Here is a 26,490-nt window from a genome sequence, read left to right on the forward strand (position 1 = left end):
GCCCCCTTTTATGTGAAACTATTATTAACTTATTATCCTATTGCTACAGATCCCTTTTCTCCGGTCCTTATCCTTATGCATTCTTCCATATCGAACACAAAGATCTTTCCATCACCGATCTCACCTGTTTTTGCTCCCTTGATAATTGCCTTTACTGTCCTATCGGCATAATTATCATTAACCGCAATTTCTAACTTAAGCTTTCTAAGCAAATTGCCGCTTTCCTTAATTCCCCGGTAAACTTCAGTCACGCCCATTTGACGTCCATGCCCCAGCACCTCACTGACAGTCATGAGATTTACATCTTCATCATATAATGCTTCTTTTACTTCTTCCAACCTATGTGGCTGTATAATTGCTATTATATATTTCATTAATACACCTCCCTATTCGACTAATGTATAAGCACGTTCATTATGTTGTGATAGATCAAGCCCTAACAGTTCATCATTCTCAGAAACTCGAACGCCCATTATCATATCAAGCACTTTGAGTATAACGAACGTCACGACAAACGAGAAGGCCACTGTAATGGCAACTGCTTCTAATTGAACTATAAATTGATGTGCATTACCATAAAACAATCCATCTGCGCCTGCAGAATTAACTGCTTTTGTCGCAAATAGTCCGGTTGCCAGCGCTCCCCATATACCACCAATACCATGAACACCAAAAGCATCTAAAGTATCATCATATCCCAGCTTGGGTTTAATAATACCTACAAATACGTAACATATCACACTAACCATCAGCCCGATCGCAATCGCACCCATTATATTAACAAAACCAGCAGCAGGAGTTATTGCAACCAACCCGGCAACAGCACCGGTTATAGTACCAAGCATAGTTGGTTTGCCGGCAAAAAACCATTCAATACAAGCCCAGCTTAGCGCGGCTGCAGCTGCAGCTGTGTTAGTTACTACAAACGCATTTACGGCAAGTCCATTTGCACTTAAGGAACTTCCTGCGTTAAACCCAAACCAGCCAAACCATAATAACCCAGCTCCAAGGACAGAAAACGGCAAATTATGTGGATGAGTAGGATGGTTTTTATAGTTTTTTCTCTTTCCAATAACGAGCGCACAAACCAGTGCTGCAATGCCGGCATTAATATGTACAACAGTTCCGCCTGCAAAATCCAGTGCACCTAAATTCCTTAACCAGCCGCCAATTCCCCAGACCCAATGTGCAACCGGCGCGTATACCAGGGTAGACCACAGAAGTGTGAATACTACCATAGTTGAGAATTTCATTCTTTCAGCAAACGCACCGATAATTAAAGCTGGTGTAATAATTGCGAACATAGCTTGAAATATCATAAACGCTTGATGGGGTATCGTTGCAGAATAATCAGAATAGGGAGATAACTCCACTCCATTCAGCCCAAGCCATTGTAATCCGCCGATAAAGCCGTTTCCAGGTGCAAATGATAAACTATACCCAAACAACACCCATTGCAAGCTTATTACTGCTAATATCATAAAGCATTGCATAAGAACGCTAAGCATATTCTTTCTTCGAACCAATCCCCCATAAAAAAATGCTAACCCCGGAGTCATAAGCATTACTAACGCAGAGGCAATTAAAACCCAAGCAGTATCCCCGGTATCGATTGTAGGTACATCTGCTGCAAACGCAGCCATCGAACTCATGCTAAATATCATTGTCACTACTATTTTTCTTAATAATCCTTTCATTTTTCACCTCCAAAAATATTATGCTAATAAACCCTCTGTCTTTTCGATATTTCGCCTCCTTTTTATCATGAATTGAGAATTAACTAATTCCTGGTTCTTCTCCTAAACAAACAATTTCCCTGCCAATCTTTCAGATCAAGGATAAAAAAAGGAATTTCTTATAAAACCAGGGTAGAAAAAAGGTCAGAATATTACATTTTTGTAGACCGGGCCACATAGTACCAACATTTTTGTATCTTTATCAACACTAAAGTTTGTGAGCAAAAAAAAGGAGTGAACAAATTCACTCCTCCTTAATAGGCAAGACAAAAAAGGTTAACAGTTTTTAGGCGGCTTTTTTTGATTTCAAATTACCAAATCGCGTTTTAACTTTCTTCCGGGCTTTTGTTATGGTGATTTTTATTCCCTTTTGAGTGGCAATACTCGTTTTCGAGTTTTCATCCCCGTACTTGAGGACGAGATCGTTTCTAACATTTATAAATTCCTCATGAGATAACAACCCGTTTTTATTCGCATCACTGATTGGATAAATATTAGCTTCAATTGTGATGTTCTTAATTTTAGTATTATAGGCAACTGCCGCGGACATTCCACATTCATGCTTCTTTAGTACCCCGATACTAACCAAATCATTTTCACAAATACCGCTGATTACCTCTTCAACCTTAAATACAATTCCTGTTTTCTCAATAACTTCTTTAAGCTTATCGTCATCAAAGCAACCTCTATATTTAATCTCTTTATTTGTATTTTTCGGACAATTATTTTTTTTGATGTCACTCTTCTTCTCATAATAAGAATAATATTCTCTTTCACAAAACCTCATTAGTCCTTCGATTTCTTCAAATACAGGCAGATCTGCTTTGTTTACGTTTTCGATTTTCCCATTAACTAACAAAATAACACCATATTTCATGAAAATCCCCCCCCGACGATTTATTATGAACGTTTAATTATGGCTCTATTATTACCACTATTTTCGTTTTTTTACCAGATGTTTTATCAAGTTATTTGCACTTAATCATATCAATATATTATGATCTGATAATTTAGAAGTATTTAGAATGAAAAATCGTATATTTTTATGTTACCTCTACGAGACATAACTCAAATATCATATTTGTTCGGATGCAAATATTGCATAACACTTACCTCTTTAGAAAAAACCTGAATTATTCGGCACAAAAAAATTACTCCATTACAAAAAGAAGCTGAGAATACCAACGCTTATTGACATTCGTTTCAAATCTTATATTATGCACCCAATCTAGGGGGGATACATAAAAAGGAGGGACCATGATGGATTCAATGATACCTAAAGTACTCGATTGCGAAATGACCGATTGCACATATAATCAGGAAAAAACTTGTCATGCTGTCGCCATAACAGTAGGAGATATTGAGCCTGTTTGCGATACGTATATGAAAACAACGGCAAAAGGAGGGTTAGTCGATACCATTGGTGGAGTTGGTGCCTGCAAAGTCGATCGTTGTTTATATAATGAATCTTATGAATGCACGGCAGATGGGATACACGTTGGACTGCACGTTAATCATGCAGAATGCAGTACGTTCACTGCATTGTGATATTTGCATTATCCCCCCAGCTACAAAAAATGCAGAGGGTTATCCAATAACATTTTTCCATCAATGAATTAGTAAATTTACATTTGCTTTTTAGAGCGGAGAACTATAAAATAACTTCTGAATATACTAGCTGACCACCCGTTAGGTAAATAAAAGGACAAATTATGAGAAATCCATTCAACTATCCAACGACTTTATCATATACTCATAAATTCCAAACATAACAATTTAACATACCGGAGGATAGCATAAAAATATGCAAAAAAATATAAATATCGGACTTATACAGATGACTTGTACTGTTGATAGTATAAGCAATCTTGATAAAACGATTACCCTAATCAAAAATGCCGCAAACAAAGGTGCAAACATTATTTGTACCCAAGAGTTATTTAAAACACCCTATTTTTGCCAGACGGAAGATTACTCCAACTTTAAGCTCGGTGAATATATCGACGAAAATAATGAGACAATAAGAACCCTATCAAACCTTGCCAAGAAACTTAAGATCGTAATAATTGCCAGCTTATTTGAAAATAGGGCCGAGGGTCTCTATCATAATACAGCTGTTGTTTTGGATGCCGATGGAGCTTACCTGGGAAAATATCGCAAAATGCATATTCCAGACGATCCTCATTATTATGAAAAGTTCTATTTTTCACCTGGAGATCTTGGATATAAGGTATTCAAAACAAAATATGCAACACTAGGCGTTTTGATATGCTGGGATCAATGGTATCCTGAAGCGGCTCGGCTAACAGCGCTGCGGGGGGCACAGATATTATTTTATCCAACAGCTATCGGCTGGTTACCTTCCGATAAAATAAAGTTCGGAACACAGCAGCATAATGCCTGGGAAACAATCCAACGCTCCCATTCCGTCGCAAACGGCTGCTTTGTTGCCAGCATAAACAGAGTTGGCTTTGAAGCTAGTCCTGACCATAATGAGGGAATAGAGTTCTGGGGACAGAGTTTTGTCTCGGACACATCCGGCCAAATCCTACAAAAAGCATCTTCAGATAAAGAAGAGCTTTTAGTTGTCCCGATAGACCTTGCAGAAATAGAAAATACAAGGGTACATTGGCCCTTTTTCAGAGACCGAAGGATCTCAAGCTATGAATATATTACGAAAAAATATATTGATTAAAAAACAAATCGATTAGGTGAAACATTATGAATTATTCACAAGAGACGATACTCTTAAAACCATCAGAATTAGGTTACTATATGCCCCCGGAATGGGACCTGCATTATGGTACATGGCTGTCATATCCCCATAACACCAGATCTTTCTTTGATAAACTTGAAAAAGTCAGGGAATCGTTTCTCGAATTTGTCAAACATCTAGCACGAGGCGAAGCCGTTCATATTAATGTTAATAATGAGGAAATGAAAAAAGATCTTGAAAACAGGCTGGCCCAAAAAAAAATAACCACAAATGTATCTGCACATATATTCCCAACAAATGACACCTGGTGCAGAGATCATGGCGCTATCTTCATCAAAAATAAAAAAACCGGTAATATTGCCGCAACAAATTGGATGTTCAATGCCTGGGGAGAAAAATATCCGTACGAACTAGACAATAATATACCAAATTATATGGCAGAGTATCTTAAAATAAAGCAATTCAGGGTTGGTCAAATACTAGAAGGTGGTTCTATCGACACTAATGGCGAGGGAATATTATTAACTACAACAGCTTGCTTACTAAACAAAAACCGAAATCCTCACCTAAGTAAGTTTGAGATTGAGAATAATCTAAAAGAATACCTCGGAATACACAAAGTCTTATGGCTTGGCGATGGTGTGGCCGGAGATGATACCGACGGTCACGTTGATGATATTGCACGATTTATAAACAAAAATACCATAGTCACCGTAATAGAGAACAATAAAAATGACATTAATTATGAAGCACTAAAAGAAAACTATGAAAGACTGCAACACTTCACGGATATGAATGGGAAGAAGTTTTCGATTATTCCACTTCAAATGCCAGATCCGGTATACCATAGAGAGGAACGTTTGCCAGCCAGCTACGCAAACTTCTATATTTCTAACAAAACAATAATAGTCCCCATATTTAATTGCTCGAATGATCAACTAGCCTTGGATACATTGCACAAGCTGTTTCCAGACAGAGCTATTGTAGGAATTGACGCCTCAGATCTTGTAGTGGGCTTGGGAACCTTTCACTGCCTCTCACAACAAATACCATACGGAATTAAGCTATAGCTTGTACTAATCTCCCAAAGATAACGGTTTTCTTAATTTTATTGTAAACCCGCAGCCTGGAAGTAATTCCGGCTTAGCGACATAACGGACCAGGGGATAATTCCGGCATATTGCCGGCCTCAAATAATGTGATTTGCATATTCGTTTGGTACTGTCAAATTCGAGACAAGTAAATAGCAACACATTCTGTTCTTCCAAATACCTATCATATTTAAAACTGTTTACCCGCTGATAATAGAAAATTATAAATTTCAACAGAAATGGATTGTTTGCAAGTGTACCGTTAATCGCTAACCCAATATGTTGGCAGCAGCTACCGCACCTCAAACAGTTCCCGGAAACTTGGTAACGCGGCTTAATGATTCTTTTTGTAAACACTTTATCAATAAAGTAATCGATTACGACAATCCATCGTATAACAAGAATTAAGAGCTTCATGGTTCTATTCTATCAGTGTGAATAAGATTTGTAAGTATGAAAAAAGATTCTTTCTTAGAATATACAAATAATCATAAAAAAGTTTATAATAGATATATAAATTTCCAAAAAAAGGAGTCAAAATATGATTCTGAAGAAGAATACATTATTATTACTTGGTATATTCATCATAATAACCAGTGGGGTGTTATGTACTGAAAAGGCAGCACCAACTAACTTAATTCTTACACTTGAAGAACTGGCTCAATATGATGGACAAAATAGTAACCCCGCCTATGTTGCCGTAGATAATATTATTTATGATATAAGTAACTCTTCACTTCGGACTACCAAGACCTTTAAATCAGGAAAAAATGTAACAAAATACGTAAAAGAAAAAAACTCAAAAAATTATGATGCCTTAAAAAGCTGCCCGATTGTTGGAAAAATTATTAAAGTTTACACTATTGAGGAAATAAAGAGGTTCAATGGTAAAGATGGACAAGCAGCCTATATAGTTGCGAATGGTTATGTATACAATGTTTCAAATGTTCCTGAATGGAAAGATGGCACTTACCGAGGTTATTCTGCAGGACAGGATGTGAGTGCCTTAGAAAAGGCAAGTCCGTTTCTAAAAAATTACAATCGCATCGGAAAAATTATCAAGCCATCAGCAAACTAATAATTATCACAAACATTATTTAATCGCCTGTAGATTATAGTTACGTATCCACAGGCTCTCAGCTTACGCTGGAAAGGATTATTAATAAATGAAAAAAATATTACTCACCCTCATAATGGTTATAGGCCTGAGCACATCCGTTTTTGCCTATACAGTTAATGTTACACAAGAACAGCTGGATGACTATTCCTTTACAAATATTGAGATGTCTGGCAATAAAATCTCGCTCAATACTGGTAATCCACTTATGGAATGGATAAAAAAAAATATTCTTGGCGACAAATCTCACCTTAAAAATACTATTGTTGAATTAAATGCCCAGAAAATTGAAGCCGAAGGAACCCCGTCTGCCTATTTACTTATTTTAAAATTTATTGGTAATAAAAATAAATTACCTGATGTCAGCCAACCCTACCAGGTGTATTTCAAAATTGATTATGATACGTATGATGCCACCAGTCCCTCGAACAAAGTGTTAAAAGACAAACTAGCTGATGGAAAATTTGAAATAGATGTTATATTGGACATCAGCGAAGAGAATCTAAAGAAAATAGCCTTCGCTAAATCTCTGGAAATAGACCTGATCGATAAAATCAAAACGAAGAAGCGAACCTTTACGGCACATTTCAAACAAGAAAATTTCGAAAGATTCAAGGACTTTTTTAATAAATATATAGAGAAACTTCCGCAACAATAAAGTAACTGAATTCAATAATAATTATTATTGTACAATATTACCAGCTGTATAATTTACTTCACAACCATTACTCACTAGAGAATCAATAACAGCCTTATTGCTGGATTCTGGCCGCAAATCCATGTTATTCCAACGAATATCCAAACTCTTTAAATTTGAAAGATTTTGAAGGGGGGTTATGTCACTAATTTTATTACTTACCAAAGATATGCGCTTCAGATTTGTTAAAAACTGTAAGGGAGCAAGTGAGCTAATATTATTTGCGTCCAATACTAATTCTTCTAAACTGGTAAGGTCTTGAAGTGGGCTGAGATTACTTATATAATTAAGATAAAGTGTCAGCTTTGTTAACTTACTGAGAGATTGAAGCGGAGTTATATCCATAATCTGATTAACCGGCAATGAAATAGTGGATACATTTTTACAATACTGTATACCGCCTAATCTTACTACCTTTTTGTCATCGTTATATCCGGAGCTATAATTAACCTCTTTTATATCCCACAATTCTCCATCAAATATTGTTCCGCTAAGTTTCTTAATTTGCGCTCTGATAACGTTTTCTAGATTATTATCATCGACAGTAATTGCTAATGACCTGTACCCAAGAGAACTCTGGCTAAAATCCATGACCCCAAAATCAAAATGGGATTTAATTTTATAATAATATTGTATTCCGGCATCAGGCCTATCTTCACACTGCGCAACATTTAAACTGGCGGCAATTTCAGTATAATCTGCATTCTCTGAGGTCGATCTCCAGACAGAATAAGATCGGACACCTTTAATTGCATCCCAGTTGATTAGTACCTTATCTGGATATTTATAGCTTGAAGAAATATTAATCGAAGTCAGGCGTATATCGGTATCAACAGTTTCTTTTTGGGTTGTACCGCATCCGGATAATACTACCAAAAGAAATAAAAAAGCACGTTTTTTCATTAGGTATTCTCCTAAGTGTTTCTCATTCACTAAAAGACTTTACTATAAATATATCAATAAAAGAAAAATAACACTACAGAAAAACAAAATGGTTCAGGAAATTAAGAGTGTAAATCAAGCATTCTGGCTTTTTAAGCTGGCGGAGAGATAGAGATTCGAACTCTAGATATCTTGCGATATACACGCGTTCCAGGCGTGCGCCTTAAACCACTCGGCCATCTCTCCGCAAAATCAATGTTTGCCTTGTCCTGGGACTGCAGATTCAAAAATGCCTTCCTGATAAGACGTTATGGATTATATCACTACTAATAAGAAAGTTTCCACTAGTATGTTGAGATGACAATAGTATGCATCTCAAACTTACAGCCTAAGATTTCTGGCTCATGCCTTCAAGGTCTATCATATTCGTTCCGGTAACATATTCTTTACTTAGTATATTATCTGACTTTGCAGCTTTATTAAGCTGCTCAAGTGTATTCTGAATTTTGTAAATATATTCTATAATGGTAGACGTTCGCTCAGTAATTTCACTACGTAATTCCGGATTATTAACTACTTTATTTTTCATAACCTGCGCTAAAAGCATAATCGCTGTGAGCGGGTTATTAATTTCATGATTAACGCTAACAGCGATCTCACCTAAAACAGCTAATTTTTCAGCCTTTACAAGCTTTCCCTGAGTTTCTTCAAGCTCAATAAGTGTTCGTTCTTTTTCTTTTAAGGCTTGTTGCAATTTTTGGTTCATCTTAATATTTTTTTCATATATATCTGCTTCGATTATAGTAAGAGCTGCTAAATCTGCAAACTTTTCAATAATATTAATCTCGTCTTCTTTAAAATTATGCTCTTTCTCAGTAAATACATTAAGGACACCGATAGCCTCTCTGTCATTATCACCAATTAGGGGTATCGAGAGCATAGACAATAAACCTTCGGCAGCAGCTTTGCTCTTATTCGGATCTAAGTATTGTTCACTCACTGGTTGCTTCGTAAAAAAAGCTATGGAGCTTGTAGCCATCTTATCGGTATCTTTTTGTTTCTCCAGCTCAATAGAAGTAGAGTTGTTTATATAAGAGTTAAAATTCGCGGATACAGCTTTAACAACAAGTAACCCGTCTTCATAGAGCTTTATTGCGCACTTATCGATAAAAGCTAAATTATCGACGATTTTTACTATTTCATTAAGTCTTTCATTCAAGGTCATCTTAGCTGTAATATTCTTAATAATTTCTATTAATTTTTCACGCTGATCTATTTCTTCTTTTTTCCTTACGACTGCCAAAATAAGATTTGTAAATAACTCGGTATTTTTAGGATTAAACAGGTCATTGTCCTCTTTACTTTGAACTTTATATATCCTCTTTATCTGGTTATCCACCATTTTAGGAATTAAAAAGATTGACCCTTGATCTTTTCTTTTTAAATATTTACTTCCTTTTTCAATAAAAAAAGGTTCGCTGCTTCCGATAACGTTGAGTAAGGGTTGATTATATTCTTTATTAGGATCTATTTTGCTGCGATCGTGGTATTCAGAAACTTCCCTGACTCCCCATTCTTCCTGAAGCTTAATCCCCTCTTCAGTAATATCGTATTCAACAATAGATTCTACATTGACCAGGCGCAGAACTTCCATTAACTGATTTAAGTCATTGGCATATAGAGCTCTTTTTAGAAGAAAATTTTCTGCTAATAATTCTTCCTCTTTGCTTAACAATAGACAACCCTCTTAATATTTATAACTCTTATCCTCAATTTTATGATAAATTAATTTTATAATCTTTACAACATTATTTACCAATACAGAAATGAACAAAAATATTGTCTATTATCTGATCGGATATATCATCCCCGGTAATTTCACCCAGCGCAAGCAATGCTTCTCTTATATCGATGGACCACAAATCAATTGGCAATTTTTGCCGGGCAGTAATTCGCACTAACTCTAAAGCATTTTTAGCATGTATCAACTTTTCAATATGGCGAGAATTTGATACGGAAATATCACTCTCATTATTTCGCAGATTATGGATGTTGATACTTTTGAGCAATATTTTTTTTAAGTTTTCTAGCCCTGTTTTTTCTACAAGACTGATGATAACATCAGCTTTTCTCTCAATATTCAGTTTCCTATGATTTGATAATAAATCATATTTATTGCCTACAATAATACATTTTTTATTTTTTTCGATAATTAATGCTAATATTTCCTTTTCGTCAGCTTGCATTTCTGTAGATAAATCTACCACACATAAAACAAGGTCAGCCATTTCAATAGTTTGACGAGAACGACGAATACCTTCTACCTCAACTTTGTTTGATATCTCGCGAATTCCTGCAGTGTCAATAATTTTAAACGGAACGCCGTCAATATTGCAAAATTCCTCAATTGTGTCTCTCGTTGTCCCTGGAATTTCAGAGACAATAGCCCTTTCAGTACCTAGAAGATAATTTAATAAGCTTGATTTACCTACATTTGGAAGGCCGACAATGGCTACGGAAATACCTTCTCGATAAATCTGTCCTTCGTCTGAATGTTTGAGTAAGTTTTCTACCTCTCCTAAAGAATTTTCAAGAATTGTTTCATATTTACTAAGAACTTCACTAGCCATATCCTCTGGGAAATCTATTGTTGCTTCAATCTCCGACAGAACATTAAGCAATTGCACCCTAAGTGCCTTAATTCGGAGAGACAGCGTACCCTGCATCTGCCCAAGAGCAATCGCAGCACCAGCATCAGTTTTAGCAGATATTAAGTCCATTATAGCTTCTGCTTGAACGAGATCAATTTTTCCGTTAAGAAAAGCTCTTTTTGAAAATTCTCCAGGAGCGGCTAAACGGGCACCTTCATTCAATATCAATTCAATTATTGAATTGAGAACAACCCTGCCGCCATGACAATTAATTTCGATAACATCTTCACCTGTGAATGACCTTGGCCCAGGCATATAACTAATGAGTACTTGGTCAATTGTTTTTTGTGAGAGAGGATTGGTTATATAACATAGATTTAAAGTATTTGGCTTTATTGCTGCTTTTTTTAGGAATGACAGCCGCTCAATAATATTAAAAGCATTTTTGCCAGATATTCTAATTATACCTATAGCACCAACTCCAAAACCAGTCGCAATAGCTGTAATTGTATCCTGTATATACATTTGTTGATAATACCCGGGGTTAATAATCCCTGTCAGAGTATACGCTATTTGTATTTTTATTCGGAGCTATAATAACTTGTCTGTTATCTTTCTCACCACGGCTAAAAGTTCGGATACGTCTGTTATTCTCCAATGTCAGGTGAATTATTCTACGGTCTGATGCAGACATTGGTCCCATAGGTACCTCTATATTTTCAATTAAAGCCATTTTTGCTGCTTTGTTTGCTTTGATCTCCAAATTATTAATTCGTTTTTCTCTATATTGATTTGAATCAAGAATCAGATTATATTTTTTTTCATGCCCCTTATTGAGAACATTTCTCATTAAAAGTTGAAGTGCATTTAACGTCGCGCCTTCTTTACCGATAATCCTTCCGGTATCTTCACTCTTGATTTCCATTTCTATTTCATCGTCTTTAAAATTAACAATTTTAACAACAGAGACAAATCCCATTTCATCAAGTATTTCCTGTAATAAGTCTTTAATTTTCGCAATCTCTTCAGGATACCTTTCATTCTTATCTCTGTTATTTAGATCTCTAACATTTTCCGGAATATCTTCTACGTCCGGTTCATACTTTACAGGAACCTCTCCCTCTGCCTTTTTACTAAAAATCCCAAAAAATCCTTTTGCCATTTACACTTACTCCTTTCAAACATTCACTGTTTAAGCAATCTTTGTTTTTTCGTATTTTTTATTCATATATACTTGCTGGGCAATAGTTAGAATCTGTGATAAATTCCAATAAATAAGTACTCCAGCGGGGAAATTCAAACTAATAATTACCATTAAGAACGGCATAAACATAAACATTTTTGCCTGTTGCGGATCAACCGTCATCGTCTTCTGTGATAACCAGGTACTAATACCTAAAAGCGCCGGTAAAATATAAAAATGATCCGGTTTTACTAAGTTACTGATCCAAAGAAATGTTGCATTTGCTGAAGATACAGCCAGCATATTTTGAAAAGCTGGGCTTGTAAGAGTATAAAATAAGGCTATTAAAAAAGGTAACTGAATCAACAATGGAAGACACCCACTTAATGGATTCACTCCATTAGTTTTGTATAGTTTCATCATTTCAGCCTGCATTTTCTGGGGTTCGTCTTTAAACTTAGCTTGAATTTTCTTAAACATAGGTTGTAGTTCTGACATTTTTTTCATAGATATAAATTGCTTCTTATTAAGCGGATAAAATATTATTTTAACCACGAGAGTAAGAATCATTATTGCAAACGCATAACTATGACTGACAGAGTAGAACAGTTTTAATAATGGTAGCATTAAATTTTCGATAAGAAATTGGATCGGATGCATAATTAACCTCTATTACATAACAGGATCGATTCCACCCGGATGAAATGGGTGGCACTTGGATAATCGTTTTATTGTTAGATTAAACCCTTTTAATAATCCATATTTAAAAAAAGAATCTTTAGCATATTGTGAACAAGTTGGATAAAAACGGCATCGAGCAGGCCAGTAAGAAGAAATTAATTGATAACTACTGATCAGTTTTATAATGACTTTCGTTAAATAATTAACGTTCATCCCCCGATCCTCTCTAATTTTTTTAAAACCATATCCACTAACTCTGTTGATTTTTTCTTTAAAATGTCTTTTCTGGCAATTAAAATAATATGTTTAACATTACGACTAACTAAAAAATCTTTTGTATTATTTACCATTACTCGAAGGATTCTTTTAGCTCTGTTTCTTTTGACTGCTATGCCGACTTTTTTGCTGGCTATTATAAGATAGTCTATCAGATCAACCTGATCAGCTCTATAAAGATAGCAAACAAAAAAAGGTGAAACTATCTTTTCTCCTTTTTCGAATACAAGGTCAATTTCTTCTTTTTTGAGTAATTTTTTTATGTTAACTATTTTAGTTCCTAATTACATTATGATTACAGTATATTATTAGGCCGCTAACTGATACCTACCCTTAGATCGTCGGCTTTTTATAATATTCTGTCCACCATTTGTTTTCATTCTTGCTCTGAAACCATGTACTCTTTTTCGTTTTCTTGATTTTTGCTTCATATTCATTTTCATAATTTTCAATCCTCCTGAATGCTTCGTAATATATTAATTAAAAACTAGCATCTGGTCAAGTAAGTAAATACAAAAAGCTTTTTTCCCCTAAATTAATGGAAATTATCGAAGGTAAGAAATAATTGAAAATTTTTCAATATAAATATCCTTAATTAAAAGAATCAATGCTGTCAGCATAAACATTATTGCGTGGTCTCAAAAAAAAAGATCAAAAATTTATCATATATATGTAAAAAAATAATTGAAAAAACACTCCGATTCTGCTAAACTTAACCTTACAGCTGTGAATAACTTTATTAGAAACCTGTGGAAAACATGTGGATAAACAACAATAAATTCAATATAACCAGCAAATACGCGGATTTCATTCACTTTGTTTTAACTTTATTCTTTAGACAATTTAATGAATTTTCATTGTAATTATCATTATTATTATAATTAAGGATTATTTCTGTTATCCACAAGCATTGTTAATAACTGTAAAAAGCATTGTTGTGAAAAGCGTTAATTATTAAGGAGCCACTTTCATCTTGATTACTGATTATTCTATCGAAGACATTTGGCAGGAGCTCATTGCTTCTCTAAGAAAAAATCTTAGTACCCCCGGGTTTGAAACGTTCAAAACGACAGCTCAACCCATTTCCTTTAATGATGGAGTTTTAGTTATTGGCGTTCCAAATGAGTTTACAAAAAACTGGCTAAAAGAGCGTGTTGAACTATTAATAAAAAGTACCATCAAAAATGCCTTCTTTATTAGTGTGATGGTAGATTTTCAGGTTTCTTCTGAAGCTAAGAAAAGTTTGGAAACCGTGTCGGTGGAAGAAGAGCGCCGTACCAATGAAACCAAAGCAAACTCCAGTTCAGAGTATCACAACCGAAACAACAATAATGCCAGCAATTCTCTTGCAATGAAAGTAAGTAGCTCCAACCTAAATAGTAAGTATACTTTTGAATCATTTGTTGTCGGGCAATCAAATCGATTTGCCCATGCTGCCACGATTGCAGTTTCGTCGGCTCCGGGAAAAGCCTATAACCCATTGTTCATTTATGGTGGGGTAGGTTTAGGAAAAACCCATCTTATGCATGCTATCGGCATGAAAGCCATGGAAAATAATCCAGATATAAATGTTCTCTATGTATCGTCAGAAACATTTACAAATGAATTAATCAACGCCATAAGGGATGATAAAACCGCTAAATTCCGGGAAAAATATCGGAATATAGACGTCCTCCTAATTGATGATATCCAATTTTTAGCTGGAAAAGAAAGAACACAAGAAGAGTTTTTCCATACGTTTAACTCTTTGCATGAATATAACAAACAAATTGTCATCTCCTCTGATCGCCCGCCCAAAGACATACCGACGCTAGAGGACCGGTTAAAATCCCGGTTTGATTGGGGTTTATCGACAGATATTCAGGCTCCGGAGCTTGAAACCAGGATAGCTATTCTAAAAAAGAAAGCCGAACTGGAAGGTTTAGAGATTCCAATTAATGTCCTTAATTTTATTGCGACCCAAATTCCTTCGAATATCCGTGAGCTGGAAGGCGCACTTATACGAATAATAGCTTATGCCTCGTTAATTAATAGTCAGATAAGTATTGAACTCGCAAGCGATGTCATTAAAGATATCATCATACCGAAACAGAACAAACCGGTAACAATCGATCTTATTAAGAAAACTGTAGCCTCGTATTTTAATATTACGGTAGATAATATGTGCTCAAAAACACGTACCAAGGATCTGGCTATGTATCGACAAATAGCGATGTACCTGGCACGAGACCTGACAAATACCTCACTGCCTAATATCGGCAAAAGCTTTGGAGGTCGGGACCACACTACCGTTATGTATGCGTGCGATAAAGTAAAAGAAATGTTAGAAATTGATGAAGTAACAAAGAATTCTTTTAAAGATATTCTAACAAAATTAGGAAGAATCTAAGTTACTAACATTATCTAATAAGTCTTGTAGATAACCTGGTGATATTTTGTTAATAATTTGTTATTATGAAAAGGATGTTGATTGTTATAGAGTTATTCCATAAGATATAAACAATGTCTTTATTAAACAAACGTAGTAAACATATGAACCTTAGAAAGTTATCCACATATTAACCGACATTACTATAGACTACTAAAAAGTATAAATTAAACAAGAAGGAGATAAGAAATGGAATTTAGTTGTCAAAAAGAGGATTTAGCGAAGGCCGTACAAATTGTAGAAAAAGCCGTAGGAACAAAAAGCACTTTACCAATTATTGGTAATATATTAATTGAAACAACAGTGAATGGAATAAAATTAGCCTCTAATAATTTAGAAATAGGTATTGAAGTAATAATACCAGCTACAATTCTTTCCGCAGGTAAAATTTTAGCTCCTGCAAAAACCTTAGGCAGTATCGTGTCAAAACTACCGGATGCAGAAGTAAATATAGAGATATTTGATAATCAGGTAATCAAAATTAACTGCGGGCAATCAAAATTTAATATTCATGGTCTGGCAGCAGATGAATTTCTTATGCTCAACAAAGTAACAGATGGAGAAAATATTACTATTAATGCGATGCATTTTAAAGAAATGATAAGACAGGTTATTTTTTCTGTTTCTTTAGATGAAAGCAAGCATATTTTGAATGGTGTTTATTTTCAGTTCGGTTATAATCCTGAACAAAAAGAAAAATTCAGAATGGTATCTACCGATGGCTATAGACTGGCTTTAAAAGAAGGAGAAATTGAGCAGGCGGTAACTAATCCTATTAATTTCGTTATACCTACAAAAGCATTGAATGAAGTTGCGTCGATTATACAAACGAACGAAGAAGATAATATGGTCCTTAATTTTTCTTCAGATCAAGTAGCATTTACTTATAAAAATAATTATCTCGTTACAAGAATTATACAGGGGCAATTTCCAGATTTTAACCAAGTCATTCCAAAATCTTCATTAACAAAACTTTTGATTAACAGGAAAAACTTTCTAGAAGCAGCAGAGCGTTGTTCAATTATTGCCAGTTCAAGCGCAAATATTATCAAATTAGAGCTTTCAAATAACAAATTACTAATCACTGCTAGAACTCCGGATGTAGGTGAATTCTCTGAATTGATTGATGTCGATATGAGTGGCGATTCAGAAACACAAATATCGTTTAATGTACGTTTATTGATTGATGTGCTTAAGATAGTGAGTGATGAAAAGGTATCGCTTAATTTTTCCGGTACATTGAATCCAGGCGTAATAAAACCTGAGGGAAAAGAAAGTTATCTGTATGTTATAATGCCGATAAGAACTACGGACAACAGATAGAGTATTGTCGAATGTAATTAAAGTAATAGGGCGGTGTTATGCCGCCCATATATGCCAATAATGATTATAAAAAGCTTAGAGCTAGAGAATTTTAGAAATTATTCAAAAGCTAAAATAGATATTGATCCATATATAAATATTTTGGTTGGACTTAATGCTCAAGGAAAAACGAATATTCTTGAAGCAATTTTCCTTATTGCTACCTCAAAATCACATAGAATCCAAAAAAATAATGAGCTAATTAAGTTTCAAGAGGACCATGCTCTGGTTTCATTGCGAGCAGAGAGTTTACGAGGGAATAATTTTTTTAATATTCAGGTGATGAATGATAATAATAAGCAGATTCATGTTAATGGAAAAAGAATCAAGAGAGCTACCGAACTGCTTGGATATTTTAATGTTGTTCTTTTTTCGCCGGAAGATATTGATATAGTCTGCGGTTCTCCAATAGATAGAAGAAAATTTATTGATATTTTTGTTTCTCAGGTTAAGCCATCATATGCAGTTTTGCTAAGTGATTATTATAAGGTGCTGAAGCAACGAAATAAAACACTCAAAGATATAAGTAAGCAGAAGTGTAAAGAAGACATGCTTAATATGTGGGATGAGCAGCTTGTTAACCTCTCGTATACCATAGTTAACGAACGTTTACAGGCAATCAAATCAATAGAAGAAAAAGCGAATAAATTTTATAGTTATATTAGTGATTATCAAGAGCAGCTCACAATCGAATACTATTCTGGTATTGGCGGAAAAGACAAATATACAGCTCAAGAGTATAAACACATTTTTCAACAAAAGATTAAAAGCTCTTTAAAAATGGATATAATTTTAGGAACGACATCCTGTGGACCGCATAGGGATGATATGTTATTAAAACTAAATGATAAAGAAGCCAAGTTATATGCGTCCCAAGGTCAGAAAAGATTGGTGAGTTTAAGTCTTAAATATGCTGAAGTTGAATATATCAGAGAAAATACAGGTGAATACCCTGTTTTACTTTTTGATGATGTTTTATTAGAATTAGATTTAAAGAGAAAACATAAATTATTTGAAGAACTGATAAAAAAAGCTCAAATCATTATAACGACAACTGATTTGAAAAGATACCAGGAAGTAGTTGTAAAAGCGGCAACTATTTTTAGTATAAATCAAGGTGAAGTGATCAAGGGTACTTAATTGAACGATCTAAGTAGCGCGATAAGAAAAATAATCGAATCGAATGACACATTAAAAAAAGCTTACGAATTATTATTTTGGAATAAGCAATGGTCAAGAATTGTTAATAAAGATATATCTGATAAAACGTATGTAGAAAAAGTTTCAGGTACAACGATCTATATTTTAACGTGCAGTCCGGTATGGTCAAATCAACTTACGATCCTCAAACCTCACCTCATTAAGAAGATTAAAGAGGTTTTCAAAAATAGTTCCATAAAAGATATTCGCTTTCGCACAACATCACTTCAAGATATTAAAAAATTAAAATCTGAAATTTTAGGCACTGACGAACTTTCTGAAGAATCATCACCTTCTGAAAAATATTCAATAGATGTTGAAAAAAAAGAGCTTTTGAGGGATAATGAAGAGGGGATAAATGAAGAACTTTGCTGGAAAATTAACAGAATTTATTCTAAAGATCAACTATTAAAAAATACTAAACTACGAAGTGGTTGGAAACCGTGCGAAAAGTGCGGGATATTATGTAAAACACGAGGAAGAATTTGTCCGACTTGTTATTCCATTAGCAATCAAGAAAAAGAACAAAGAATACTCCGCTATCTAAGGGAAGCTCCGTGGACAAAATTTGAAGATTTTCAAAAAACTGACAGGACTATGAACGATTCATTTTTCTATAGAGTAAAAGAAAATTATAAGCTTAATAAAATCGAAGAGATTAGAAAAAAGACGGCCGTATTTGTCAATGAAGGCGATAACCGGCTAAAAGAACATATAAAAGAACAGATTAATTGTTATGTGATGCTAACGTCCGCGTTACAGCCTCAGTACATTACTGATGAGATTATAAAACAGAAAATCGGGAAAAGTATTTATTCTGTCATTTATGAAAATGGTAAACGATTGTTTAAGAGATCGAATAAAGGTAATTAGATATATTTTTGATTATACAAAAGTGTAAAGACGAGAGAAAGGAATAATTATGAGTGAATTACATTATGATGCTTCACAAATAAAAATATTAGAAGGTTTGGAAGCAGTGAGATTGAGACCTGCCATGTACATCGGGTCAACAGACAAAACAGGCCTTCATCATCTTGTGTGGGAAGCAGTAGATAATAGTATTGATGAGGCTTTAGCCGGGTACTGTACAGAGGTAGAAGTTATTATCGGTGAAGACAATATTATTTCGGTTATTGATAACGGGAGAGGAATCCCAATTGATATCCAAAAAGATAAAAACAGACCTGCTGCTGAAGTTGTGCTTACGGTACTTCATGCCGGAGGTAAGTTCGAGGGTGAAGGCTATAAGGTATCCGGTGGACTTCACGGGGTAGGTATTTCATGCGTTAATGCGCTCTCCGAAAAATTCGAAGTCGAAGTCTTCCGTGATGGTAAAAGGTATACTCAAACATTCGAAAAAGGAATCCCAAAAGAACCTGATGTAGTCACCTTTAAGTATGCAGGTACCGGAACTAGGGTGACTTTTAAACCTGACAGGACTATTTTTGATACTTATGTCTATGATTTCGAAATCTTGAAATACAGGCTTCGTGAATTAGCGTATTTGAATAAAGGAATCAAGATAATTCTTCGAGATAAACGAGGAGAAGCCATAGAAGAAGAAGTCTATAATTATGAAGGCGGAGTTATTTCCTATGTTGAACATTTAGACGAAGGGAAAGCACCGATTCTTTCAAAACCGGTTTATATTAATAAAGAAAAAGACGGAGTCGAGGTTGAAATAGCCCTGCAATATAATAAAGATTATTATGATGAATTGATTCTTTCGTTTGCAAATAATATTAAGACGAAAGAGGGCGGAAGCCATCTTTCTGGGTTTAGGGCCGCACTAACCCGCTCACTTAATTCGTTTGCAAAAAAATATAAGATATTCAAAGGTGATGAAAGCCTTTCTGGAAATGATGTGCGGGAAGGTCTTACCGCAATCGTAAGTGTTAAGCTGGCTAATCCCCAATTTGAAGGCCAGACCAAATCAAAACTTGGCAACAGCGACGTGAGGGGTATTGTTGATTCTATTGTTGATGAAGGATTGTCTAATTACTTTGATAGAGATCCTAATGGCGCAAAAGCTATTATCAATAAGGGGCTCGCAGCACTCAGAGTAAGAGAAGCCGTAAGAAAAGCCCAGGACCTTGCACGAAGAAAGACTGCCCTGGAAAGTACCACTCTCCCGGGTAAGTTAGCGGATTGCTCAGAAAGAGACCCTTCAAAATGTGAAATATATCTGGTTGAGGGAGATTCAGCCGGTGGTTCGGCAAAACAGGGCAGGGACAGGAACTTTCAGGCAATCCTGCCGCTTAAAGGAAAGATACTTAACGTTGAGAAAGCACGTATCGACAAAATCTTGGCGAATGAAGAAATTAAATCAATGATTACTGCTATTGGACCGGAGATAATCGCTAAGCTCGGAAATGTAAATGAAGAAACTGCTGAAGGTGGAGAAGAGAACGACGAAAAAGCCTTAGCGTTTCTTCTCAGTAAACTTAGATACCACAAAATTATTATCATGACCGATGCAGATGTTGATGGTGCGCATATCCGAACATTACTCCTTACGTTTTTCTATCGTTACGCTAAATCTATGATAGAAGCCGGGACCCTTTACATAGCACAACCGCCGCTGTATTTAATTAAAAAAGGCAGTTCAAAGATCTATGCCTATAACGAAGAAGAAAAGAAAAAAGTCATCAGCGAACTCAGCTTAGATAATGTATCGGTTTCCTCCCGGGAAGAAACTTATGTGTATAAGAAAAAAGAGATTCTTGACTTTTTAGAAAGAATAAATGAATACAATAAATTTTTGCAGCTCCTGGAAGAGCATAGTTATAATCTAAAGGAGTTTGAATCTGCAATTGATGTTGTTAATATGGATAAATTTCTCGATATTAAAATGAGAATAAAAGCAGAGACAATAGGTCAAATTTCGATTACCCCTTCTTTATTTGATACAACCCCCACTGAACAACCTACCAAAAACCAGGTTGATTTAGAGAAATTGTTTAAAGAACCTGAAGAGCGATTATTTGGCCAATTAATCCTGGATGAAAGAATGGATATTCAAGAAATTAAACACATAATTACCATGTACAAGGAAATTAATGAAAAGAACAATGCTCCATATACGATTATGACCGGTGAAGAGAAACAATTGATAGAAACGCTTAAAGATCTTATGGATTTTATAGATAAAAAAGTCAACAAAGGAATCGGACTCCAGAGATATAAAGGTTTAGGAGAAATGAATCCTGAACAGCTGTGGGATACTACCATGAATCCGGATGTAAGAACGTTACTTAAAGTTAATCTGGAAGATGCTGAAAAAGCCGATGAAATTTTTACGATCCTTATGGGGAGCGAAGTAGAACCAAGAAAAGATTTTATACAAAAATATGCCAGAAACGTACGATGGCTTGATATTTAGGAAGGAGAATAATCTTGATTAATCAAGACGGTTTATTTGAAAAGATTAGAATGATCAATATTGAAGATGAAATGAAGTCTTCTTATATAGATTATGCCATGAGTGTTATTGTAGGTCGAGCGTTGCCCGATGTGCGGGACGGACTGAAACCGGTTCACCGAAGAATTCTGTTTGGTATGAACGAGCAGGGGATGACTTCCGGAAAGCCGTACAAAAAATCTGCGAGAGTTGTCGGTGACGTTTTAGGTAAGTACCATCCGCATGGTGACTCCGCCGTGTATGATTCCTTAGTCCGTATGGCGCAACCGTTTTCCTTGCGTTATCCGCTTATCGATGGTCAAGGAAACTTTGGTTCGGTAGATGGAGATAATGCCGCGGCTATGCGTTATACGGAAGCTCGTATGGCCAAGATAGCCATGGAAATGATGTCTGATATCGATAAAAATACCGTTGACATGGTGCCTAACTTTGATGAATCTCTGGAAGAGCCGGCTGTTCTTCCTGCGAAACTACCTAATCTTCTGATTAATGGTACGTCAGGTATAGCGGTAGGTATGGCAACAAACATTCCGCCTCATAATCTTTGTGAGGTTGTTGATTGTATAGTGCATTTAGTTGATAATCCTGCTTCGTCAATTGACGAGCTAACTCAATTTATCAAAGGACCTGATTTTCCAACTGGAGGAGAAATCTGCGGAACTCGTGGAATATACGATGCTTATATGACCGGCAGAGGACTCATTAGAGTCAAAGCCAAAGTGCATGTGGAAGAGACGAGAGGGAAAAAAGGCAGAGAATCAATTATCGTTGACGAGATTCCATATCAGGTTAATAAGGCACAATTAATAATTAAGATAGCAGATCTTGTAAAGGATAAAAAGATCGAAGATATTTCGGATCTTCGCGATGAGTCCGATAGAAAAGGTATGCGTATTTGTATCGAGCTCAAGAAGGATGCGAATGTCCAGGTTGTATTGAATTTGCTGTATAAGCATACGCCGATGTTTACAACCTTCGGAGCAAATATGGTTGCGCTGGTCAAAGGAGTTCCTAAGCAGCTCAACGTTAAGCAGATGCTTGAGCATTTCATTGATCACCGGGAAGAAGTAATCACGAGAAGAACACAATTTGAACTCGACAAAGCTCGTTCTAGGGCACACATCCTTGAAGGATTACGTATAGCCCTTGATAATCTCGATGCGGTTATAATTCTTATCAGAGGATCTGAAACGGTTGATGTTGCTCGGGAAGGATTAATGGCCAAGTTCTCATTATCAGAATTACAGGCCAATGCAATCCTTGATATGAGATTGCAGAAATTAACCGGACTCGAACAAGATAAAATTGAAGAAGAATATAATGCTTTGCTAATTGTTATCATAGATCTCGAAGATATTTTAGCGAGAAAACTCAGAAAGATGGAAATTATTAAAGCTGAGTTACTGGAAATTAAAGCTAAATATGGCGATGAGAGAAGGACTTCTTTTAGTGATGAAATGATTGATATGGATGAAGAAGACTTAATAGCTCAGGAAAAAGTAGCTATTTTCCTTACGAAGCAAGGCTTTGTGAAGAGAGTGAGCTTAGACACCTTTAGAAGCCAGTTGCGTGGCGGCAGGGGTATCGCCGGCATGTCAACTAGAGAAGATGATTTGATTGAGAACGTTTTTGTTATTTCGACTCATGATTATCTCATGTGCTTTTCCAGTAAAGGAAAAGTCTATTGGCTCAAAGCATATAAGATACCGGAAGCCGGTAGATTGGCAAAAGGTTTACACATTTCTCATCTTATCAGTTTAGACGAAGGTGAGAAAGTGACCGCCGCCGTTGATGTAACCAGTTTTGAAACAGAAGACTATTTCATAATGGCGACCGTAAAAGGCGTCATTAAGAAAACGAAGATCAACGAATTTAAAAATATAAGAAGTAATGGAGTTATTGCAATCAATTTGGATGAAGGTGACGATTTACAGTGGGTCAAGCATACGAATGGCAGTATGGAAGTGATGATGGCCACTCGAAACGGAATGATTATCAGATTTAGCGAAACCGATGTCCGTGAACTTGGTCGAGCTACTCGTGGTGTTCGAGGTATATTGTTGAAACCTACTGACAAAGTAGTGACCATGGATGTTCTCAAGGAAGATCATGATATCCTGATTGTGGGTGAAAGTGGTATCGGAAAGAGAACACGCTTATCTGAATATCGGCTGCAAAGAAGAGGCGGTTCAGGCTTAAGGGCAATTACTTTACGCAAGAAGCCTGCTGATTATGTAGCAAAAGTCCAGGTTGTAGAAAATGAAGACGAAATAATTATCGTAACCCAAAATGGAACTGTTTCAAGGCAAAGCGTAAGTAAGATTTCCAAACAACGCAGAGCAGCTCGAGGCGTACGAATACAAAAACTCGATGAAGGTGATAAGGTAGTCGACTTCACAAGAGTTATTGAAGACAACGTCGACACTAAAGAAGATTCTGAGTTGGATAGTAAGCCAGAAATGGAAACGATGCTGTCTGAAACGATACCTCAGTTTTCTGATAATTAAGGAGACATAGTGAAATGGGATTATCTTTAGGTATAGTTGGATTACCAAATGTTGGAAAGTCCACGTTGTTTAATGCCATAACTAAGGCAGGTGCGAAAGCAAACAATTTTCCTTTTTGTACCATTGATCCGAATATCGGCGTGGTAGCTGTCCCGGATGAACGCCTAGAAGTATTAGGTAAAATTAATAATTCAGTAAAAACAGTTCCGGCATCTATCGAGTTTGTTGATATTGCAGGACTGGTTAAAGGGGCTCATAAGGGCGAAGGGCTTGGCAACCAATTCTTAGCAAATATCAGAGAAGTTGAAGCTATACTTCATGTTGTAAGATGCTTTGAGGACGATGATATTATCCACGTCGACGGAAGTATTGATCCTGTACGCGATATAGAGATTATTGAGCTGGAATTATTGTTCGCTGACTTGGCTACTATTGAGAAACGATTATCAGGACAGAGCAAAAAAATTAAGTCTGGTGACAAGCAAGAAATAGCTAGAATGGAAGTTTATGAAAAAATTAAGAAACACCTGGATGATAATAAGCTTATCCGGTACCTGGAATTGACCGACAAAGAAAAGGAACTGATTAAGGAACTCCATTTTCTTACCGAAAAACCAGTTATATATGTGGCTAATATAGCAGAAGATTCTATTCTTACTTATGAATCAGATCCGTTTTTTAAACGTGTGAAAGAATATGCTGAAAAAAGTGACGATAAAGTTATTGCCATTTCTAGTAAGATAGAAGCCGAGCTGGCTGAGCTTACCGATGAAGAGGGCAAAGAATATCTTTTGTCATTAGGCTTAAATGAATCAGGGCTTAAACGGTTAATACGATTAAGTTACCAATTACTTAATTTGCAGACTTATTTGACTTCAGGGCCAACAGAGACAAGGGCTTGGACCATTCATACCGGATCAAAAGCGCCTGCCGCCGCCGGTGTTATCCACACTGATTTTGAGCGTGGCTTCATTAAAGCAGAAATCGTATCTTATAATGATCTTATTGCTGCCGGTACCTATGCGAAAGCGAAAGAGAAGGGTTTAATACGGCAAGAGGGCAAAGAATACGTTATGAATGATGGGGATATTGTTGAGTTTAAATTCAATGTCTAATAGGTGATGATTATGAGCATGAAAAGACACATTCTTAGTTTGTTTATTGTTTTTTTATTTCTTTCAACTATCGTTTCTGCAGAATCGGATAATACATTTGTCAGTTCACGCTACAAGTGTTCAATCCAAGGTCAGCCAGACTGGCTGATGGAAACGTCTCCGCAAAAGGGGATATTGGTTGCTTATAATCACGTTGATGGGTACTCGACTATAACTCTGAAAGCCTTTACATTAACTGACGTCCCGTCGCTCAATGTTATTGCTGACAAAATATCTCAATCTGATTTTAACGGCTGGGTAAAAATCGGGGGGAAATATGGTAGTGGAAATGACATTTTTATTACTGGGGCCTCTAATAAATATGAATCCGTTTATCAGAAAATATTTCTTAACGATAAAGGGGAAAAAAGTTCTAATATAGCAGCTGTTGCCTATTATTTTAAGAATAAAAATGTTTACGTGATATCAGCAACTACCAAAAGCTTTACCTATCCTTCAATCAAAAAAGATATCAGAAAAATGATGAAGAGCTTTTATATCGACGAAAATCTATAATATTTAAAAAGTAAATAGAATTAAGTCTTATCTAGATTTCCGTTTAGGAGTTGGGGGCATTTCCTCGGAGATAAAAATGATAGGTTTATTGGTTTTTTGAATCTTAATAATGTGATATGGAGAAATAAACGCACAAGTAACTATCGCATTACGGTCAGGTTTTTTTTCTTTTAAGTACACATACAATTGGTCATTACTCATTATTACTTTTTCAATCCTGATATCATAGCCACCAGTAGGTTTTAGCCCTTGAAAAACGGCTATCAAAATTTCTTTGTCGAAATTGATATATGGTATGCTACTTGGCGAGATATCCGGTATTTTCTTTAACAGACAGTTAAACTCAGCTGAATTCCTTATTGCATAACTTGAATACTCTTTTTGCTGGAAAAGAAAGCTTTCAAAAAAAATTGTTTCGAATTTAATATCTTCGTTTGCCCTGGCTGTTACCGTATTGAAAGAAGTTATTAAAAAGATATAAGCAATTATTGATAAAACTCTATATAGCATACTTGGAATCCTTGTACTATTTAACTCGACCATTATGAATAATACTATTTTTTCCCATATTAAATCAAGCTTTCTAAAATTTCCATTTATAATGTCATTATTGTTTAATTCCAAGGATACAGAGAGAAAATTAAAATACAACAAGATCTAACTGGTTGCACATAAAGAAGAAAAAGTTACTACTAACCCGAGTCGCCTAATTCATAAATGCTAATTGTGTTGAGTCTCTGTGATAATTGAAAAAATATGCGAGTATGGGTGTAATATCCTAAAATAAAGCAACTAAAACGTCCTGCATTTTCTCAAGATAACCCAACCTGAAAAGATACTTTCCATAATTAAAACAACCTAATGGATAA

General features: G+C 35.5%; 26 protein-coding genes and 1 tRNA gene. 13 read left to right on the forward strand and 14 right to left on the reverse strand.

Annotation, left to right across the window (positions count from 1 at the left end; translation table 11 throughout):
• Positions 1 to 32 precede the first annotated feature (32 nt).
• The 3 genes from DKM50_12200 to DKM50_12210 form a co-directional block, all read right to left on the reverse strand.
• Entirely contained in the window at positions 33 to 374 is a 342-nt protein-coding gene (locus DKM50_12200) for a transcriptional regulator (GenBank protein PZM78188.1), read from the reverse strand.
• Between the two features lie 12 nt (positions 375 to 386).
• Positions 387 to 1,697, reverse strand: coding sequence for an ammonia channel protein (locus tag DKM50_12205; GenBank protein PZM78189.1), 1,311 nt, complete (start codon positions 1,695 to 1,697; stop codon positions 387 to 389).
• Between the two features lie 325 nt (positions 1,698 to 2,022).
• On the reverse strand, positions 2,023 to 2,613 hold the full coding sequence (locus DKM50_12210; protein PZM78190.1) for a hypothetical protein: 591 nt from the start codon (positions 2,611 to 2,613) through the stop codon (positions 2,023 to 2,025).
• 383 nt (positions 2,614 to 2,996) lie between these two features.
• Between DKM50_12210 and DKM50_12215 the strand changes: the two genes are divergently transcribed.
• From DKM50_12215 to DKM50_12225, 3 genes are all read left to right on the forward strand, one after another.
• Positions 2,997 to 3,284, forward strand: coding sequence for a DUF1540 domain-containing protein (locus tag DKM50_12215; GenBank protein PZM78191.1), 288 nt, complete (start codon positions 2,997 to 2,999; stop codon positions 3,282 to 3,284).
• Positions 3,285 to 3,540: 256 nt separating this feature from the next.
• Positions 3,541 to 4,431: a carbon-nitrogen hydrolase gene (locus tag DKM50_12220; GenBank protein ID PZM78192.1), complete on the forward strand. Its 891-nt coding sequence runs from the start codon at positions 3,541 to 3,543 to the stop codon at positions 4,429 to 4,431.
• A 26-nt stretch (positions 4,432 to 4,457) separates the two neighbouring features.
• Positions 4,458 to 5,522, forward strand: a complete 1,065-nt coding sequence (locus DKM50_12225; protein ID PZM78193.1) for an agmatine deiminase family protein — start codon at positions 4,458 to 4,460, stop codon at positions 5,520 to 5,522.
• Positions 5,523 to 5,528: 6 nt separating this feature from the next.
• Here the strand turns inward: DKM50_12225 and DKM50_12230 are convergent, their stop codons facing one another.
• Complete coding sequence (locus DKM50_12230; GenBank protein PZM78194.1) at positions 5,529 to 5,960, reverse strand: hypothetical protein; 432 nt, start codon at positions 5,958 to 5,960, stop codon at positions 5,529 to 5,531.
• Between the two features lie 124 nt (positions 5,961 to 6,084).
• On the opposite strand from DKM50_12230, the gene DKM50_12235 reads away from it, so the two are divergent.
• Positions 6,085 to 6,621, forward strand: coding sequence for a hypothetical protein (locus tag DKM50_12235; protein PZM78195.1), 537 nt, complete (start codon positions 6,085 to 6,087; stop codon positions 6,619 to 6,621).
• An 88-nt stretch (positions 6,622 to 6,709) separates the two neighbouring features.
• Positions 6,710 to 7,318, forward strand: a complete 609-nt coding sequence (locus DKM50_12240; GenBank protein ID PZM78196.1) for a hypothetical protein — start codon at positions 6,710 to 6,712, stop codon at positions 7,316 to 7,318.
• A gap of 24 nt (positions 7,319 to 7,342) precedes the next feature.
• On the opposite strand, the gene DKM50_12245 is transcribed toward DKM50_12240, so the two are convergent.
• The 9 genes from DKM50_12245 to DKM50_12285 form a co-directional block, all read right to left on the reverse strand.
• Entirely contained in the window at positions 7,343 to 8,260 is a 918-nt protein-coding gene (locus DKM50_12245) for a hypothetical protein (GenBank protein PZM78197.1), read from the reverse strand.
• A gap of 137 nt (positions 8,261 to 8,397) precedes the next feature.
• Positions 8,398 to 8,485: transfer RNA gene (locus DKM50_12250), tRNA-Ser, on the reverse strand.
• A 142-nt stretch (positions 8,486 to 8,627) separates the two neighbouring features.
• Positions 8,628 to 9,974, reverse strand: a complete 1,347-nt coding sequence (locus DKM50_12255) for a hypothetical protein (protein PZM78198.1) — start codon at positions 9,972 to 9,974, stop codon at positions 8,628 to 8,630.
• Positions 9,975 to 10,047: 73 nt separating this feature from the next.
• Entirely contained in the window at positions 10,048 to 11,415 is a 1,368-nt protein-coding gene (locus DKM50_12260) for a tRNA uridine-5-carboxymethylaminomethyl(34) synthesis GTPase MnmE (GenBank protein ID PZM78199.1), read from the reverse strand.
• 19 nt (positions 11,416 to 11,434) lie between these two features.
• Entirely contained in the window at positions 11,435 to 12,052 is a 618-nt protein-coding gene (locus DKM50_12265; protein PZM78200.1) for a hypothetical protein, read from the reverse strand.
• 30 nt (positions 12,053 to 12,082) lie between these two features.
• Entirely contained in the window at positions 12,083 to 12,733 is a 651-nt protein-coding gene (locus DKM50_12270) for a hypothetical protein (protein ID PZM78201.1), read from the reverse strand.
• Between the two features lie 12 nt (positions 12,734 to 12,745).
• A complete protein-coding gene (locus DKM50_12275; GenBank protein ID PZM78202.1) occupies positions 12,746 to 12,967 on the reverse strand; it encodes a membrane protein insertion efficiency factor YidD in 222 nt (73 codons plus the stop codon).
• Positions 12,964 to 13,302, reverse strand: a complete 339-nt coding sequence (rnpA, locus tag DKM50_12280) for a ribonuclease P protein component (protein PZM78203.1) — start codon at positions 13,300 to 13,302, stop codon at positions 12,964 to 12,966. Before rnpA ends, DKM50_12275 begins: the two co-directional genes overlap by 4 nt.
• A 36-nt stretch (positions 13,303 to 13,338) precedes the next feature.
• On the reverse strand, positions 13,339 to 13,473 hold the full coding sequence (locus DKM50_12285) for a 50S ribosomal protein L34 (protein PZM78204.1): 135 nt from the start codon (positions 13,471 to 13,473) through the stop codon (positions 13,339 to 13,341).
• 557 nt (positions 13,474 to 14,030) lie between these two features.
• Here DKM50_12285 and DKM50_12290 point away from each other — a divergent pair.
• The 8 genes from DKM50_12290 (at position 14,031) to DKM50_12325 (ending at position 25,621) form a co-directional block, all read left to right on the forward strand.
• Positions 14,031 to 15,419, forward strand: coding sequence for a chromosomal replication initiator protein DnaA (locus DKM50_12290; protein ID PZM78212.1), 1,389 nt, complete (start codon positions 14,031 to 14,033; stop codon positions 15,417 to 15,419).
• A gap of 228 nt (positions 15,420 to 15,647) precedes the next feature.
• A complete protein-coding gene (gene dnaN / locus DKM50_12295) occupies positions 15,648 to 16,781 on the forward strand; it encodes a DNA polymerase III subunit beta (GenBank protein ID PZM78205.1) in 1,134 nt (377 codons plus the stop codon).
• Between the two features lie 51 nt (positions 16,782 to 16,832).
• Positions 16,833 to 17,960, forward strand: a complete 1,128-nt coding sequence (locus DKM50_12300; GenBank protein PZM78206.1) for a DNA replication/repair protein RecF — start codon at positions 16,833 to 16,835, stop codon at positions 17,958 to 17,960.
• Positions 17,961 to 18,893 carry a hypothetical protein gene (locus DKM50_12305; protein ID PZM78207.1) on the forward strand — a complete coding sequence of 311 codons (933 nt, stop codon included), beginning with the start codon at positions 17,961 to 17,963 and terminating at the stop codon, positions 18,891 to 18,893. It abuts the gene before it with no gap.
• A 49-nt stretch (positions 18,894 to 18,942) separates the two neighbouring features.
• The gene (gene gyrB, locus DKM50_12310) at positions 18,943 to 21,405 is read left to right on the forward strand and encodes a DNA topoisomerase (ATP-hydrolyzing) subunit B (GenBank protein ID PZM78208.1); all 2,463 of its coding nucleotides are present in this window, start codon (positions 18,943 to 18,945) and stop codon (positions 21,403 to 21,405) included.
• 50 nt (positions 21,406 to 21,455) lie between these two features.
• Positions 21,456 to 23,951 (forward strand): DNA gyrase subunit A, encoded by a 2,496-nt coding sequence (locus DKM50_12315; protein ID PZM78213.1) that lies wholly within the window; start codon positions 21,456 to 21,458, stop codon positions 23,949 to 23,951.
• 14 nt (positions 23,952 to 23,965) lie between these two features.
• Complete coding sequence (locus DKM50_12320) at positions 23,966 to 25,066, forward strand: redox-regulated ATPase YchF (protein ID PZM78209.1); 1,101 nt, start codon at positions 23,966 to 23,968, stop codon at positions 25,064 to 25,066.
• A gap of 12 nt (positions 25,067 to 25,078) precedes the next feature.
• On the forward strand, positions 25,079 to 25,621 hold the full coding sequence (locus tag DKM50_12325; protein ID PZM78210.1) for a hypothetical protein: 543 nt from the start codon (positions 25,079 to 25,081) through the stop codon (positions 25,619 to 25,621).
• A 27-nt stretch (positions 25,622 to 25,648) separates the two neighbouring features.
• Here DKM50_12325 and DKM50_12330 read toward each other — a convergent pair whose 3' ends face one another.
• Positions 25,649 to 26,275, reverse strand: a complete 627-nt coding sequence (locus DKM50_12330) for a hypothetical protein (protein PZM78211.1) — start codon at positions 26,273 to 26,275, stop codon at positions 25,649 to 25,651.
• Positions 26,276 to 26,490: the final 215 nt, after the last annotated feature.

This window comes from Candidatus Margulisiibacteriota bacterium (genome assembly GCA_003242895.1).
Taxonomy (GTDB): Bacteria; Margulisbacteria; Riflemargulisbacteria; order GWF2-39-127; family GWF2-39-127; genus GWF2-39-127.